A 15,007-nucleotide genomic window follows, 5' to 3' on the forward strand; every position below is an offset into this window, starting at 1 on the left:
TTATGAATTAAAATTGTTAAGTTAAAATTCGATTCAGATAAAATATTTGTTTTTTGAAATACTAAAACGGTGATTAGCTCGTTGTAGCGAAACTCCCAAATTTATAAAAAAAAACATCCCAAGGGTTTTATTGAAGCTACCAATATGTTACATAATTCCCATGTCGAATTTATAGAATAACCATGTCAAGTTTTAAAAAATACTTTTTTTGAGACAATCTTAAATTCAATTCAGTCAACGTTTTATTGGATCAATTGCTATTTTAGAGTCATAATTAAGGAATAAAATTACTAGTTATGAAAAAGACAAAAACATTTCCGGAACAAAAACAAAATCTTCCAGGAAACGAACATTTGATGCATCCGGAACCAGAAATTATTAGAGAAAACTATGTTGGAAGCGGAAAATTATTAGGGAAAGTTGCTTTTATAACCGGAGGCGATAGCGGTATTGGGCGAAGTGTAGCTATTCACTTTGCCAGAGAAGGTGCCAATATTGCGATTGTTTATCTTAAAGAAGATAAAGATGCATTGGAAACAAAAGCCCTAATTGAAAAAGAAGGAAAAGAATGTTTGCTAATCAGTGGCGATTTGAAAGATGAGAAATTCTGCAAAAGCGCTGTCAAAAAATGCCATACCCATTTCAAAAAACTAAATATTATAGTGAATAATGCTGCAACACAATTTCCTCAAAATGAATTGGAAAAAATTACAGCTTCTCAACTTCATAAAACTTTTGAAACTAATATTTATTCGTATTTCTATATTACAAAAGCAGCGTTACCGTTTTTAAAAGAAGGTGACACAATTGTAAACACAAGCTCGGTTACAGCCTATCGTGGTAGTGAACATTTAGCTGATTATGCCAGTACAAAAGGTGCAATTGTAAGTTTTACAAGATCGCTATCAACAATGCTGGCGAAAAAGAAAATACGTGTAAACGGTGTTGCGCCCGGACCGATCTGGACGCCTCTGATTGTAGCCAGTTTTGATAAATTATCTGATTTTGGAAAAGACAATCCAATGGAAAGAGCGGGACAGCCCTCGGAAGTTGCGCCGGCCTATGTGTTTCTTGCCTGCGAAGACAGCAGTTATATTACCGGACAATTTATTCATATTAATGGTGGAGAACTGGTGGGAAGTTAAAAGTTTTGTTTCAAGTTTCAAGTTTCAAGTTTCAAGTTTCAGGTTTCAGGTTTCAGGTTGCCTTACTTTGAGACTGTGACTGTGACTGAAAACTGTAATTGAGACTAAAAAACTTAGAACCTCAGAATCTTAGAACCTTAGCAATTTTAAAAAATGAACTACATAGACATTATCGGATTATTTGCTGGAACTTGTGTTACAATATCTGTAATTCCACAGATTCTCAAGGTTTGGAAAACCAAAAAAGTGAAAGCGATTTCGCTTAAAACTTTCGGGATTTTAACTTTCGGGATCATGATATGGATTGTCTATGGTATTCTGAAAAATGATTTGCCAATTATTATCACAAACAGCGTTTCGTTGTGTTTGAATCTCGTTATGGTTTATTTTATTATTTATTATGAGAAAGAATCTTAGGAAGACACTAAGGTACTAAGGTTCTGAGGTTCTTAGTTTATCAGCTTATGTTCTATAAAAATCTTAGTACCTCAGAACCTTAGATCCTTAGCACCTTTAAATAAAAAAAACAGCTCGGTAAAAGCTGTTTTTTTGTAAGATCGAATGTGTCGACAATATGTAATGCTTATCAGCTAGCTAATTTTTGATTGTATGGCTTAAATGACAAATGGTATTTCTCTTTGAAAATACGTGGCAGAAAGTTTCGGCTTGCGGTATTAAGTACTTCTGCGATATTGATGCTTGAAATTCTTTTGATTTCGTTAATTTGTCTTGTGGCCAAATTCATTATTGGCTCAAAAGTATTCATGTAATTGTAACTATGTTGAGCTATCTCCATTTCTAAAATACTGTTTAGAATACTTTTTTGAAGTAAACTTCTAACGATTCCTTTTTGAGGTATATTAGTTAGTTCCTGCAGTTTCTCAGCAATTTTATGATTCTTAGTTCCGATGTATAAATATTGTCCGGAATCTGTAGTGAACCTTTTTTTAAGTTGAGAAACCATTTGAACATTCTCTTCCTTAACAGATGCAATTGTTGGCATTCCGACTAATGAAAACTGAATTGGTTTATGACTTTCAAAAGATAATACACTATTGATAACCGATGTATTATTTAAAACAGCTGTCTGATTCATTTTTACTTTACTTTGCGCTCCATTAGCACCAAAACTATGCGTTAAGGTTCCCTTTTCGCAATAGGCAAAAAACACAGGAGCCGTTGGAAGCGATTCTATACTTAAAGTGACGTCGTTATTGAAAACAAGATCGAAATTCACGTATGACATTTCTTTTTCAAAACGAACCGCCTTGATAGTACCTCTCGCCCATTTTGATTTTATGTTTAATGTGTATTCGTTATTGTTTACAACTAATTCACCATCAAAACTATCTTTAAGATCATTAAAAATAGTATCGAATCCTCCAGTATTTAAGTATAGTTTTTTCATCTTGGTTTGAATAAAGTGGTTAGTACATATTTACGTACAAAACTTATTTATGGTTTTACTTTGTTATTTTGATATTTCAAAGTTCGTACATATTGCAAATCAATTTATTACACAATTTTGGAGAGAAATTTCATAATTATTACCAATACAAAACAAACCACAATATTATTTGCCACAAAGACACTAAGACACAAAGCTTTATTGTTTGTTTTACTAAAATTAGGTTACCTATATAAAAATTTCTTTGCGTCTTAGTGCCTTAGTGGCAAGAGCAAAAAAAACAGCTGCCTTCAGAAAAATCCGAAAACAGCTGCTTCTCAGCAAAATAAAAATACCTACTTAATTATCTTACGTAAGTTTTTGGACGTCTGCATTTACAGAATAATTTTCCTCCGGGATGTCTTTAAAGAATTCTGCTTCTTCTAAATCGGCGGTTGGACCGTATCCTATTAAATGAGTTCCTTTTTTTTGATCACCCGTTTCTATTATATATAAAATAGACATATCATCAGGGTCGCTCATACCTTCGTAGCGATGATGGGCAACTATAAAAATTTCTTCTGGTTTATAAGCATATTTTGTTTCTGAATCTAATAAACAGCCGTTTTCAAACAAAAAATTTGCAGTATAACCTTCTTCCTGATATTTTCTAATATAATCGGTTTCGTGTTTTTGTTCTTTTTTCATGACTTAAATTTTAAGCAAGATTGTTTTGTAAATCTTTGTTTATTCAAATTTCATCATAGATCACAAATAAAATTAACTCAATAGATTTAAATCTTACCTCAATTAAAAAAAGCGAAATCAAAATCAATATTATTTTCTAATTTTAGCTATCCTTTTAATTATTTTAAGGATTACTATATTTAAAAACGTACTATACTTTACAATAAAACCAAAATTTTAATGACCAATATAAATCAGGATTTTCTTGCTAAGGGCGGTGAAATGGGCGCACTGACACGTGCCAAAGACTGGAGTAAAACAGCAGTCGGTCCGGTCGAATCGTGGCCGCAAAGTTTACGCACTACGTTAGGAATTCTTTTAAACTCTAAATTCCCCATGTTCTTATTTTGGGGACCCGAACATATATGCTTTTATAACGATGCTTATCGTCCCAGTCTTGGAATGGAAGGAAAACATCCTTTTATTTTAGGAGAAAAAGGAGCCGATTTCTGGCCGGAAATTTGGGATTTTATCAAACCCTTAATCGACCAGGTACTTACGGAAGGCGAAGCAACCTGGCACGAAGATCAATTTCTGCCCATATATCGCAATGGAAAAATGGAAGACGTTTACTGGACTTTTAGTTATAGTCCTGTAAATAATGATTCGGGAAAGATTGACGGCGTCTTGGTAATATGTAATGAAACGACAGATAAGGTAAAAATGTTGAATAAATTAGAAGAAAGCAACACCCGCTATCTTAATAACATTTTGCAAACTCCAAGTGCCATGTGTGTTTTTAGAGGACCTCAATATGTGGTGGAAATTGCCAATGATCTTATGCTGGAATTATGGGGCAAGAAAAATAGTGACGTACAAAACAAACCCATTTTTGAAGCGTTGCCAGAAGCAAAAGGACAAGGTTTAGAAACTATTCTTGAGAATGTATACCAAACAGGTGAAAAATTTGAAGCGCATGAACGGCTTGTAAAATTACCGCGCGAAGGAGAAATTGAAGATGTATACATCAATTTTGTTTATGAAGCTTTAAAAGAACCTGACGGAACCATTTCGGGCATTGTAGCCGTCGCTAATGATGTTACTGCACAAGTAATCGCAAGAAATACTGTTGAAGAAAGCGAGAAAAGATTTAGAAACATCGTAAAACAGGCACCACTCGGAATTGCTATTCTAAAAGGCAAGGATCTTATTGTCGAAATGGTCAATCCTACTTATTTACAGATTGTAGATAAACAAGAAAATGATATTTTAGGCTATCCTATATTTGAAACGGTGCCGGAAGCCAAAGACACCGTTTTTCCTTTGCTTTTGCCTGTTTATGAAACTGGAATTCCCTATCATACTGATGAACTTTCAGTAACATTAAATCGCTATGGTAAAGAAGAATTATGCTATTTTAATTCTGTTTTTCATCCATTACGAGATGAAAACAATGCAGTTTCAGGAATAATAATAGTTTCATATGAAGTTACCGAGGCCGTAAAAGCAAGACATCTTTTGGCAGAAAGTGAGAAAGCTTTCCGTCAGATTGTGATTGAATCCCCTATTGCAATGGCTATCTTTAGAGGTAAAAATCATGTTGTAGAAATGGCTAATAACGCCATGATGAAAGCCATTTGGCAAAAAGAAGAAAGTGAAACTATTGGAAAACCAATCCTTGAAATTTTCCCTGAACTACTCGAACAAAAATATCCCGAATTGCTTGATGATGTAATAAGAAACGGCAAGATTATTCGGGAATATGAAGCTGTTGCTTATGTAGATATTAAAGGAGAACTTAAAAAGTTTTATCTGGATTATCAATATACGCCTTTGTTTGAGCAAGACGGAAAAGCATCGGGTATTATGGTTACTGTAAATGATGTAACCCAAAAAGTTGATGCCCGAAAAAAATTGGAAGATGCTGAACAAAGAGCCCGTTTAGCTGCAGAAATCGCCGAAATTGCAACCTGGGATTTAAATGTCGTAACTCAGGAATTAATTTATTCTGAAAATTTGCCCGCTCTTTTTGGACATAAAAAAAACAAGAAACTAACCCGACCTGATATTCTGCATCAAATTCATCCCGATGATTTATCTATTCTGGAAAAAGCCTATAAAGTAGCTCTTAAAACCAGTATTTATAAGTACGAAGCCAGAATTATAAAACCCGATAATTCGATTGCCTGGATTAAAGCGCACGGAAAAATATTTTTTGATGATAGCAGCGAACCCATACAAATGATTGGTACTATCATTGACATTACAGATGAAAAAAACAGCCAGCAGATTCTAATGAAAAGTGAAGAGAAATTCAGACTTCTTGCCGATTCTATGCCACAGTTTATCTGGACCGGTGACGAGATGGGAAATCTGAATTATTTTAATAAATCAGTTTATACATTTTCTGGTTTATCTGAAAAAGAAATCGAAAAAGAGGGCTGGCTGCAAATTGTGCATCCTGATGATCGTGAACTAAATATAAATAAATGGATGGAAGCCATTAAAACCGGAAACGACTTTTTGTTAGAGCACCGTTTTCGTCGTTATGATGGTGAATACAGATGGCAGTTAAGCCGTGCCATGGCTCAAAAAGATGAAGAAGGAAATATACAAATGTGGGTGGGAACAAGCACGGATATTCACGATCAGAAAAACTTTACCGACAAACTCGAAAAAGAAGTTTATGAAAGAACGGCACAACTAGAACTTAAAAACAGAGATTTAATTAATATGAATATTGAGTTGCAGTCGTTCGCCTATATCTCGAGTCATGATTTGCAGGAACCGCTTCGGAAAATTCAGACTTTTGCCAGTCGTTTGGGTGATTTGGATGATGAGAATATTTCGGTGAAAGCCAAAACTTATTTAAACCGAATTGAAGTTTCGGCCAAAAGAATGCAAACCCTGATACAAGATCTTCTCGCCTACTCCAGAACCAATTCTGCCGACAGGGTTTTTGTGAAAACAAATCTGGACGAAATTGCCGAAGAAATACAAAGTGATTTTTCTGAACGAATCGAGGAAACAAATGCCTTAATAGATTTTGATCCTTTAGGAGAAGCAACCATTATTCCGTTTCAGTTTAGGCAATTGCTTCATAACCTCATCGGAAATTCTTTGAAATTTTCGAAAAAAGGTGAAGCTCCTCATATTGAAGTCAGAGCCAACAGAATTAAGGGAAAAGAAATCGATGTTCCGGTTACTTATCCTGAAAAAGTGTATTATCACTTGACCATATCCGACAACGGAATTGGTTTTGATGATGCGTATAAAGAACGAATTTTTGAGGTCTTTCAGCGCTTAAATACCGAAAGTGAGTTTTCAGGAACCGGAATTGGTTTAGCAATTGTCAAAAAAATCGTCGAAAACCATAAAGGTATTATCACAGCACACAGCGAAAAAGGCAAAGGCGCAACATTTGAAATCTATCTACCTGAATTGTGATAAAATAAAAAACACATAAGTGTTAGTACTTATGTGTTTTTATATAGAGGTTTAAATTCTTTTATTCTTTATGATTTGTACACAAAATTTTTAGTGTCCGGAACAAATTCTTCCCAATTGATTTGTAATGCGTGTTCTATAGACTTTATAATATCCTTCATTAAAACAGGCTTAGTTATGAATAAATTAGCACCTAATGTACGGCATTTTTCAATAATACCAGGTTCATTTGAAGTCGAAAAAATGATTATAGGAATGTCTTTTTTGTCTGAATTTCTTATTTCTGTCAAAACATCAAAACCATTTTTACCAGGCATATTCAAATCTAAAAAAATTACATACGGTGTTGGTGGCGGATTATAAATTGCAGATAATAATTTATCTCCTCCGTTGTATGTATTAAGTTGTATTTTTTCTGGTAGTGACTCTACGGCATCTGCAAAAATGCTCAAATCGTCCTCATCATCGTCTGTGTAAAATATCGTCAAATTAGTCATGGTATTTAGTGAAACGATTTAATTTGTGTCAAATATACTTCAAATTTAATTGATTTTATTACTTCGACTACTATCCTTAAACGAAAAAATTAGTAGTTGTAATCTCATAAGTTATAATATAAATTATGTAACCCTAAATAATTTAGAAAAGGCAACTTTACTTTACTAAACTTTACAACTGAAACACCTTGTTATAACTCACATTAAACAAGAGTTTTAGCTAGCTGTTTTGGCATTAATTAACTAAATATAAAAGTCATGGGAGATCATAAAGACCTTACAAACGAATTTGCAGTAGATAAAATAAAAGATCTTGCAGAAAACATAAAAACTTGTATGTTTTGTACGTACAATGAATACAGATTACAATCGCGTCCAATGTCTGTTCAGAAAATTGATGATTTAGGTCAGCTTTGGTTTTTATCTGACAGAAACAGCAGTCAGAATGCAGAAATCAGCCAGAATCCACAAGTTGAAATCTTCTTTTCAGAACCACACGATAAATTTCTGACTTTACACGGAACTGCGTCTATTTCGTACGATAGAGAAACGATTAAAGAATTGTATGATCCAATTGTAAAAGTATGGATGCCAGGTGGTGTAGATGATCCAAACTTAAGTGTAATTAAAGTTATACCTGAAGATGGTTATTATTGGAATAACAAAAACGGTTCGATGGTGGCTATTGCAAAAATGGCAGCTGCCTATGTTACGGGAAAAACAATGGATGATGGGATTGAAGGAACTTTAACATTGGAATAGACAATTTAACCGCAAAGTTCGCAAAGGGTTTACGCCAGGTTCGCAAAGAGTAATTATTATCCTTGTGTTCTTTGCGTAAACCCTTTGCGAACTTTGCGGTTAGACTACCCCCTAAACTCCAAAGCGTTCAAAATCCCAGCCTCGCTTGCTGTATTATTAAAATACACAAAACCTGGTTTTGAATTGATCTCTTTTTTTATCTGAAGTAATTCCTCAGCATCATACCTCGAATAAAATAATTTCGGTACACCATGAAACCTCACATAAACCAAAGGAAAATTAGTAAAAATAGTTTTGGGCAAATTTGGATAACTCACGCTGCAAAACGTAATATTATTAACTAAAAAAGCATTCCAAACTTCGGGAATCCACCAACTTTCATGACGAAACTCAATTACGTTTTTGAACTCAGGATTAAGGTTTTGAATAATTAACTGAAGATTTTCAGGACTGTATTTATAACTTGGCGGAAATTGAAATAAAATGGCTCCTAGTTTTTCTTTAAAACCCGATTTACATATCTGATAAAATTCAGAAAGTAAATCTTCACAATTAATAAACTTTTTGATATGCGTAATTTCTTTGTGCGCTTTAACTGAAAAAGTAAAGTTTTCAGGTGCCTTATTGTACCAGTTTTCAAATACTCTTACTGTCGGAAACCTATAAAAACTTCCGTTAAACTCGTATGTATTAAAATGCTGGCAATAAAATTCAAACCATTTTGAAGTGGGCAGGTTTTCAGGATAGAAAATGCCTTTCCAAAATCGGTTATTAAAGCTCGAGCATCCTATTTGAATTTCATTTTTCATGTGTGCAGGTTTTGGCAGTTAGTACAGAAAAAGCTTCGTCGGTTTCTATGGCCAGTGTGTTTTTTTATCATGGGTAAATTGCAACGCAGACAGACTGTTTTCGTATATGCTTCCCAATGTTTTTTCAATTCATTTTTTTTCTTCCAGTACAGGAATTCAAAACTATAAACAGAACATTCAGAAATAATTTCATTGAGATCATCAAACGGAATTTTACCTACTAAAGATTCCGGGTGAATGTGGCATCGGTACAAAACTTCATTTTTAATAATATTCCCTACTCCGGCAAATATATTCTGATCTAAAATCGCATCGCAAATCATTTCATTCGGGATTTTTTCAAGACTTTGTTTTGCTTTTTTCGGATCCCAATCGTCATTCATTACATCTTCACTCCAATCATAGATAGCATTAATATCCCCTTCCAGAATTTTTATAGAACAGGTATAAAAATTAATTTCTCCATCAGAAAATACCAGACTTAATCTCGGTTTTGTTTCCTTTCGTTCATTAACACGATACGTTCCAAACATCAGCATATGAATCTTTACAGTAAATCCTTCAAAACAAATTAAAAAGTGTTTTCCCCAAGTTTTAAATTCCTGTATGGTTTTATCTCTAAGACGCTCAATATCAATAGCACTATTTCCGGAAACGTCGATTATCTTTTTCCCTGTAAATTGTTTCACTTCTTCTTTTAATATCACTATAGACGGACCTTCGGGCATAGTATGGCTTTTAAGTTATAAACTAAAAAGTGCAGTTTTATAGACTGCACTTTCTGTTGTTTTATCACAATAAAATCTAGTTCGCTTCTGCAGCTTCAAAGTTTACGGCATTTACAGCCACAATTGTCAATGCTTTATCGGCAGCTTTTTCTTCTTCAAGCGTTTGCTCTAATAAAGAGGCCGCTTCTTCCATACCTAAAGTTTCCGCAAATTGTCTTAACGTACCATATGTAGCAATTTCATAATGTTCGATTTTCTGGCAGGCAGCAATGATCCCGGCATCACGAACAACACCAATTTCCGTTTCTTCCAGAATTCCGTTTCCTTCTTCAATTAAGCCCGCCATTGCATCGCATTTTTTTGCGACAGCTTTCTGTCCTGCAAGCTCAAAAACCTGCTCTAAACGGCTAATTTGCCCTTCTGTTTCGGTTAAATGATTGTTTAGGGCATCAATAAGTTCTGGTGATGAAGCATTTTTAGCCATTTTAGGAAGCGCTTTTGTCAAAGCTTTTTCTGCCCAGTAAATGTCTTTCAGTCCATCTTCAAATAATTCTGTCAATCCTGATGCTGCATCAGACTTTGGTTTTGTAACTCCTGTCTTTGTAGTTGCTTTTGCAGTCGTTTTTGCAGTTGCTTTAGACTTTGTAGTTGTTTCCTTTTTATTCGTTGCGGTTTTCATAATAATAATTTTATATGGATTAATATGAGATAAAATTACTTATCGACGTTTCGGTTTAGTTATATCATTGTTTGATTTCGTTCTATTCTAAACACCTGTTAATTATACAATTACGAATTACAATCCTATAAAGAAATGGATAGCTTACTGATTAGATTTGTATATACTAATATTCTAAAACATATATATCATGAATACTACAGAACAAAAAAACAGTACAACCAGTAATAGAGATCCAAGAAATCAAAATCTAAATACTGCCGATAAAAACAGACTTATGAATGAAGAACTGTATGATATGGACGACATGAAAGAAACTGACGATGATAATGCAGCAATTGCAGAACGCGGCTATACGGTTAGAAATGGCCATAATCCAGATGGGGTAAATCCTGACGAAATGGTTTATGACAGGAAAGATATCGAAGAACTAGATGATGACTTTCATTCTGAAAAAGATCTAATACATACTAGCGATGATTTATATGATGACGCTGTAGATGAAGATCTTGATCCTGCTGTGGATGAACTAGATAATCCATCAGATGTTCGTGAACGAGAAGATGGCGACTTCAATGAAGTTGATGATCTGGAAGATATTGATCCGGATGACGAAGATGAAGATGATGATTTTGAAGAGGAAGAAATCGAAGAAGAAGATTCTGAAGAGGATTATCCTGCTAATGATCCAAGAAAATTTTAAAACCGATTAAAATTAGAAATAGAAAAACCGTTAATTGCTTAACGGTTTTTTTTATGTTTTAAATGCTATGTCAGGTTATCTTGTCATTTCGACGAAGGAGAAATCACACTAGAAACTCCGCACAGAATGTCGCCAATCTTTGTCGAATCCCGCGTGTGATTTCTCCTTTCGTCGAAATGACAAACAAGAAGAAATATTCATTAATCACCAATTTTCTCCAAAGTCGGAATATCATCCATTTTCTCCAGGCGCTCTGCAAGTCCGGCTTTGGCTTCGTTTAATTCCAGTTCGGCTTTGCCTAATTCTTTATACCATTCTTCTTTTCCAACATCCGAAGCCTGAATTTTACGCATGATTTCATAAATTTCACCCTCAGCTTCCATCACTTTTAATCTTTTGTAATACGTAAGACTCTCCGTCATATGCGCCAATGCAATCATAGCGGTCAAAAACGGATGATTGTTGGTTACATTAACGTCTTTAATTCTTCCGTGTTCGAGTTCTACTTTTAAGGCAAAAGCGAATTCTTCCATATTAAAAACTTCATGCTTACTTTTTGGATTCAAGTAGGCTTCAATAGCTTTTACATTATTCATTGTTGACAGATCAACATCCGTCCCTTTCTTCTTCAAATCATTGTAAACCACATTTCCTATTGCTCTCGCCTCATCGATGGTTGGGTCATTTTCCGGATTTTCAAAATCACGAACCGACCAATCCCAATTTTTAGGATGAACAGGTTTTATATATTTTTCGCAAAAATCTGTTACGTCCTTTTTTAAACTTACCATTTCGTCTTCTCTCTTGATATAAACATCCTGATAAGCACCACTTTGTGTTCCCATACTATTTGTTTTTATGTTTAAATACAAACGACACATTTTCTAAAAAATGTGTCGTTTCAAGTTCGTTTTTTTATTTACTGAGCGCTTCTCCAGACTAAATACTTCTACGTCCGCTAATAAGCGATAAAATAAATAATACTATGAATATAAAGAATAAGACTTTAGCTATTCCTGCTGCTCCGGCGGCGATTCCACCAAAACCGAATATTCCTGCCACTATGGCTAGAATAATAAAAATGACTGTCCAACGTAACATAAGCGTGATTTTTAAATTAATATGATTTTTGTTTGTTACTCAAATTTCATGTTTTTAAAAGATAAACATTAACTCTAAACATTATATTTATAGCTCTATCAGTACTGATTTACAACAAATTGAGCTGGTAATTTTGTATTAATTCAGAAAAAGCAATTTCGGTTCTCGAAAAGTATTTCTGATTGCTTCGGCTTTTTTTTACTCTATCAAAATAGTGCTGAATTGAGCCGTCTTCATAAGTCGAAACCAATAAAGGATGAACGTAATAATTCTTGCAAACGTTTCTGGTATTCCCTAACGCCTCTGCTGTAATATCATAAGCTTCCAGAATATTCTTTTTTATTTCTTTTTCATCTGATGTTGTTCCGATTTCCATCAGCGTTTCAAAAAATATAATCGATGCCGCCCAGGTTCTAAAGTCTTTTGCGCTAAAATATTCACCCGAAATATTATGTAAATATTCATTGACCATATGACTGTCTAAAACCTTCTTTTCGCCATTTCGATCGTAATATTTAAAAACTTCCCAACCCGGAATTTCTTCACATCGACTTACTAATTTGATAAGTTTTTTATTCTTGGTTGTAATCGTATGTTGAATTCCCTTCTTTCCGACAAATTCAAATCGGAGTGAATTTTTATCAATGTTAATATGGCGTTTTCTTAAAGTCGAAAGTCCGTATGATTTATTGTCTTTAGCGTACTTTTCATTCCCAATTCTAATATGGGTTTCTTCCATTAATCGAATTACCAATGCCACTACTTTCTCTCTTCCCCACTCTTTTCGTTCCAGATCTTCATCAACTTGTTTTCTGATTGATGGTAACTTCGATCCGAATTCTGCTATTTTATAGAATTTAGTCTGATTTCTGATTAAATTCCACTTTGGATGATATCTGTATTGCTTTCTGTTTCTATCGTCTAAACCAACCGCTTGTAAATGCGCATTTGGCAAATCTGAAATTTGTACATTTTGCCAGGCTGGCGGTAAAACCAAACTATTTATGCGCTTTAGTTCGCTTTTTTGTTTAATACAACGACCCTTTTTTTTATAAATAAAACCTTCTTCACATTTGCATCTTTCAATAGTCAATTGCTGATTGTTTATATATACTAAATCCAATTTTTCCAACACCAGATGTGGCGTTTTAATTAATTGCTTCACTAATTTTTCAGCTTTAGCTATTGTGGTTGTATTCATTTTTATTCGATTTTTATTTCCCGTCAAGCGGATGTTTTTACCACAGATTTAAAAGATTTTCAGCTATCATTCTCATTTTCATAATCTATGGCAATAATTTTTTAATTTTTCTTCAAAGAGCGAATGAGGCTTTTTTTATTCATATAAGACCGTCCAGGAATATTTGCTTTTATAGCTTCCTGATACAAATCTTCCTTCGTCCACTCTTCGTAAGGCTTTGTTTTTTCTCCTTTTAAAACAGGATCTTTTTTGGTCGTAACCGGACCTGATTTAGTCTTGTTATATCCTTCCTTTAAAAGGCCATGATAGTCACTTTTACCTGTTGCATACATGATTAAGAATTTTTAGGTTTAAAATTGAATGTTTGGTATATCAAATTTCAAAATAAAACAGTTTCAGACCGTTATATAATTCTTGTAATAACTTTCATAATTAACTCTAGATATAAAGCATAAAAAAATCCCAATTCTAAGGGAATTGGGATTTTCAGGGTTGTAGTTAAAAATTGGTAGTTATTTATTTTGAAGATATAAATCAATTTCGAAATATTTTTCTTTCATCAGACTCAAAGAAAAAGCGGCGGCTGCCGAGATGAAAACGTAATAATCAAGTGGTGCTTGGATTTCATTAAAAAATTAGGATTCAACTTTCCCTATATCATCGATAGAATCAAGAGAAGCATTCTTTTGCTTTCCAATTAATTTATTTCCAGTTTTCCATAGAAATTTAATTAATAAAACTGCCAGAACAATTACAACCATTCCTCCCAGAAAATAGGCTACACCGTCTGATTTAGATTTCTGAAATTCAACTGAGGCATCCATAAAGGAAGTAAAAAATACTTTTACTGTAGCTAACGTTATAAACCCTGTAAAAAACAATAAAATGTAACCTGCAATTATTTTTAATATTTTCATAAATAAACTTTAAATAACTAATTACCAAATCATTAAGACAAACCCTCTTCTAAAGATTACCCAATATAATAACTATAGTTGATATCAACCATAAAATAACATTAATCATTTTTTTGATTTTTATTTAAATTAGAATTCTGCTTTTCAAAGATTATCATTTAAATAGTACACTTCCTTACGGAAAACCGCAATTGATCAAAATTTTCCATCATCTTGAAATCCTGTAACATTATTTAATAATGCTGTAAGACATTCTTTGTATCATCTGAATAATTTTACATCATAACATTTAAACTATAAAATCATGAAAAAGATACTATTAGCCGGAAAAGTAATTTTAGGAGCAGGACTAATCATTATATTCTTGAATTCTTGTAAAAATGAACCTAAACAAGAAGATCCAAAAGAAGTAGCAGAAGATGCAAATGAAGCAAAATTTGACTCTATCGATAGTAAGGAAGATGATTCTGAATTTTTAGTAGATCAGGCCGAAATTAATTTGGCTGAAATCGAAATCGGAAAATTAGCTCAAACTAAAAGTACCAATCCTGAAGTGAAAAAATTCGGAAAAATGTTAGTTGATGAACATACTAAAGCCGCTTCTGAAGTTAGTGCTTTGGCTAAAGCAAAAAACTTTACATTACCAACTTCTCTTACTGAAGACGGACAGGAAGAATACAAAAAACTAAACGAAAAATCAGGAGTAGATTTTGATAAAAAATTTGCTGATATGATGATCGACGGTCACGAAAAAGCGATCAAAAAACTTGAAGAAGCTTCTAAAGATGCAAAAGATCAAGATGTTAAAACGTGGGCTTCTAATAATATTGCCGGATTGACCGCGCATTTAGAGCACGCAAAATTGCTAAAACAAAATTTAGACAAAAAGTAAAATAAATTTAATTGGTTATTATTATTTATTTTAAAAACCCCTTAAGAGTTGA

The 15,007-nt window shown here is 33.5% G+C and carries 17 protein-coding genes; 6 read left to right on the plus strand and 11 right to left on the minus strand.

All coding sequences use genetic code 11. The features are described 5' to 3' along the window. Positions 1-296 precede the first annotated feature (296 nt). Positions 297-1,145: an SDR family oxidoreductase gene (locus tag BUA98_RS07770; protein WP_072971037.1), complete on the plus strand. Its 849-nt coding sequence runs from the start codon at positions 297-299 to the stop codon at positions 1,143-1,145. A gap of 153 nt (positions 1,146-1,298) precedes the next feature. Beyond that, positions 1,299-1,562: a SemiSWEET family sugar transporter gene (locus BUA98_RS07775; RefSeq protein WP_072971038.1), complete on the plus strand. Its 264-nt coding sequence runs from the start codon at positions 1,299-1,301 to the stop codon at positions 1,560-1,562. A 169-nt stretch (positions 1,563-1,731) separates the two neighbouring features. On the opposite strand, the gene BUA98_RS07780 is transcribed toward BUA98_RS07775, so the two are convergent. Both BUA98_RS07780 and BUA98_RS07785 read right to left on the minus strand, forming a co-directional pair. Beyond that, the gene (locus BUA98_RS07780) at positions 1,732-2,553 is read right to left on the minus strand and encodes a hypothetical protein (protein ID WP_072971039.1); all 822 of its coding nucleotides are present in this window, start codon (positions 2,551-2,553) and stop codon (positions 1,732-1,734) included. 348 nt (positions 2,554-2,901) lie between these two features. Continuing rightward, positions 2,902-3,240 carry a hypothetical protein gene (locus BUA98_RS07785; protein WP_026985405.1) on the minus strand — a complete coding sequence of 113 codons (339 nt, stop codon included), beginning with the start codon at positions 3,238-3,240 and terminating at the stop codon, positions 2,902-2,904. 219 nt (positions 3,241-3,459) lie between these two features. On the opposite strand from BUA98_RS07785, the gene BUA98_RS07790 reads away from it, so the two are divergent. Continuing rightward, a complete protein-coding gene (locus BUA98_RS07790) occupies positions 3,460-6,666 on the plus strand; it encodes a PAS domain S-box protein (RefSeq protein WP_072971040.1) in 3,207 nt (1,068 codons plus the stop codon). Positions 6,667-6,734: 68 nt separating this feature from the next. On the opposite strand, the gene BUA98_RS07795 is transcribed toward BUA98_RS07790, so the two are convergent. Beyond that, complete coding sequence (locus tag BUA98_RS07795; protein ID WP_072971041.1) at positions 6,735-7,163, minus strand: response regulator; 429 nt, start codon at positions 7,161-7,163, stop codon at positions 6,735-6,737. Between the two features lie 258 nt (positions 7,164-7,421). On the opposite strand from BUA98_RS07795, the gene BUA98_RS07800 reads away from it, so the two are divergent. Further along, entirely contained in the window at positions 7,422-7,925 is a 504-nt protein-coding gene (locus tag BUA98_RS07800) for a pyridoxamine 5'-phosphate oxidase family protein (RefSeq protein ID WP_072971042.1), read from the plus strand. A gap of 104 nt (positions 7,926-8,029) precedes the next feature. Here BUA98_RS07800 and BUA98_RS07805 read toward each other — a convergent pair whose 3' ends face one another. The 3 genes from BUA98_RS07805 to BUA98_RS07815 form a co-directional block, all read right to left on the minus strand. After that, a complete protein-coding gene (locus tag BUA98_RS07805; protein WP_072971043.1) occupies positions 8,030-8,734 on the minus strand; it encodes a DUF72 domain-containing protein in 705 nt (234 codons plus the stop codon). Continuing rightward, positions 8,731-9,462, minus strand: coding sequence for a DNA-formamidopyrimidine glycosylase family protein (locus BUA98_RS07810; RefSeq protein ID WP_072971044.1), 732 nt, complete (start codon positions 9,460-9,462; stop codon positions 8,731-8,733). The genes BUA98_RS07805 and BUA98_RS07810 overlap by 4 nt, the downstream gene beginning before the upstream one ends. Before the next feature lie 76 nt (positions 9,463-9,538). Then, positions 9,539-10,141: a YciE/YciF ferroxidase family protein gene (locus tag BUA98_RS07815; protein ID WP_072971045.1), complete on the minus strand. Its 603-nt coding sequence runs from the start codon at positions 10,139-10,141 to the stop codon at positions 9,539-9,541. A gap of 190 nt (positions 10,142-10,331) precedes the next feature. Here BUA98_RS07815 and BUA98_RS07820 point away from each other — a divergent pair, with 190 nt between their 5' ends. Beyond that, on the plus strand, positions 10,332-10,844 hold the full coding sequence (locus tag BUA98_RS07820) for a hypothetical protein (RefSeq protein ID WP_072971046.1): 513 nt from the start codon (positions 10,332-10,334) through the stop codon (positions 10,842-10,844). A gap of 200 nt (positions 10,845-11,044) precedes the next feature. On the opposite strand, the gene BUA98_RS07825 is transcribed toward BUA98_RS07820, so the two are convergent. From BUA98_RS07825 to BUA98_RS07845, 5 genes are all read right to left on the minus strand, one after another. Continuing rightward, a complete protein-coding gene (locus BUA98_RS07825; protein WP_072971047.1) occupies positions 11,045-11,689 on the minus strand; it encodes a DUF5661 family protein in 645 nt (214 codons plus the stop codon). Positions 11,690-11,783: 94 nt separating this feature from the next. After that, positions 11,784-11,945 (minus strand): DUF1328 family protein, encoded by a 162-nt coding sequence (locus BUA98_RS07830; RefSeq protein ID WP_026985414.1) that lies wholly within the window; start codon positions 11,943-11,945, stop codon positions 11,784-11,786. 109 nt (positions 11,946-12,054) lie between these two features. After that, positions 12,055-13,146 (minus strand): DNA topoisomerase IB, encoded by a 1,092-nt coding sequence (locus BUA98_RS07835; RefSeq protein ID WP_072971858.1) that lies wholly within the window; start codon positions 13,144-13,146, stop codon positions 12,055-12,057. A gap of 101 nt (positions 13,147-13,247) precedes the next feature. Next, positions 13,248-13,478 carry a Rho termination factor gene (locus BUA98_RS07840; protein ID WP_072971048.1) on the minus strand — a complete coding sequence of 77 codons (231 nt, stop codon included), beginning with the start codon at positions 13,476-13,478 and terminating at the stop codon, positions 13,248-13,250. 303 nt (positions 13,479-13,781) lie between these two features. After that, on the minus strand, positions 13,782-14,063 hold the full coding sequence (locus BUA98_RS07845) for a hypothetical protein (protein WP_072971049.1): 282 nt from the start codon (positions 14,061-14,063) through the stop codon (positions 13,782-13,784). A 304-nt stretch (positions 14,064-14,367) separates the two neighbouring features. Between BUA98_RS07845 and BUA98_RS07850 the strand changes: the two genes are divergently transcribed. Further along, positions 14,368-14,955 (plus strand): DUF4142 domain-containing protein, encoded by a 588-nt coding sequence (locus BUA98_RS07850; RefSeq protein ID WP_072971050.1) that lies wholly within the window; start codon positions 14,368-14,370, stop codon positions 14,953-14,955. The last annotated feature ends 52 nt before the right edge of the window (positions 14,956-15,007 follow it).

It is taken from the genome of Flavobacterium saccharophilum, from assembly GCF_900142735.1.
In the GTDB taxonomy this organism is placed as follows: Bacteria; Bacteroidota; Bacteroidia; order Flavobacteriales; family Flavobacteriaceae; genus Flavobacterium; species Flavobacterium saccharophilum.

Excerpts from the sequence above, each read along its gene's own strand:
- BUA98_RS07820 (WP_072971046.1), top strand. The coding sequence starts at position 10,332 with ATGAATACTACAGAACAAAAAAACAGTACAACCAGTAATAGAGATCCA.
- BUA98_RS07825 (WP_072971047.1), bottom strand. The coding sequence starts at position 11,689 with ATGGGAACACAAAGTGGTGCTTATCAGGATGTTTATATCAAGAGAGAA.
- BUA98_RS07780 (WP_072971039.1), bottom strand. The coding sequence starts at position 2,553 with ATGAAAAAACTATACTTAAATACTGGAGGATTCGATACTATTTTTAAT.
- BUA98_RS07790 (WP_072971040.1), top strand. The coding sequence starts at position 3,460 with ATGACCAATATAAATCAGGATTTTCTTGCTAAGGGCGGTGAAATGGGC.
- BUA98_RS07815 (WP_072971045.1), bottom strand. The coding sequence starts at position 10,141 with ATGAAAACCGCAACGAATAAAAAGGAAACAACTACAAAGTCTAAAGCA.
- BUA98_RS07830 (WP_026985414.1), bottom strand. The coding sequence starts at position 11,945 with ATGTTACGTTGGACAGTCATTTTTATTATTCTAGCCATAGTGGCAGGA.
- BUA98_RS07835 (WP_072971858.1), bottom strand. The coding sequence starts at position 13,146 with ATGAATACAACCACAATAGCTAAAGCTGAAAAATTAGTGAAGCAATTA.
- BUA98_RS07805 (WP_072971043.1), bottom strand. The coding sequence starts at position 8,734 with ATGAAAAATGAAATTCAAATAGGATGCTCGAGCTTTAATAACCGATTT.
- BUA98_RS07845 (WP_072971049.1), bottom strand. The coding sequence starts at position 14,063 with ATGAAAATATTAAAAATAATTGCAGGTTACATTTTATTGTTTTTTACA.
- BUA98_RS07810 (WP_072971044.1), bottom strand. The coding sequence starts at position 9,462 with ATGCCCGAAGGTCCGTCTATAGTGATATTAAAAGAAGAAGTGAAACAA.
- BUA98_RS07795 (WP_072971041.1), bottom strand. The coding sequence starts at position 7,163 with ATGACTAATTTGACGATATTTTACACAGACGATGATGAGGACGATTTG.
- BUA98_RS07770 (WP_072971037.1), top strand. The coding sequence starts at position 297 with ATGAAAAAGACAAAAACATTTCCGGAACAAAAACAAAATCTTCCAGGA.
- BUA98_RS07785 (WP_026985405.1), bottom strand. The coding sequence starts at position 3,240 with ATGAAAAAAGAACAAAAACACGAAACCGATTATATTAGAAAATATCAG.
- BUA98_RS07840 (WP_072971048.1), bottom strand. The coding sequence starts at position 13,478 with ATGTATGCAACAGGTAAAAGTGACTATCATGGCCTTTTAAAGGAAGGA.
- BUA98_RS07800 (WP_072971042.1), top strand. The coding sequence starts at position 7,422 with ATGGGAGATCATAAAGACCTTACAAACGAATTTGCAGTAGATAAAATA.
- BUA98_RS07775 (WP_072971038.1), top strand. The coding sequence starts at position 1,299 with ATGAACTACATAGACATTATCGGATTATTTGCTGGAACTTGTGTTACA.
- BUA98_RS07850 (WP_072971050.1), top strand. The coding sequence starts at position 14,368 with ATGAAAAAGATACTATTAGCCGGAAAAGTAATTTTAGGAGCAGGACTA.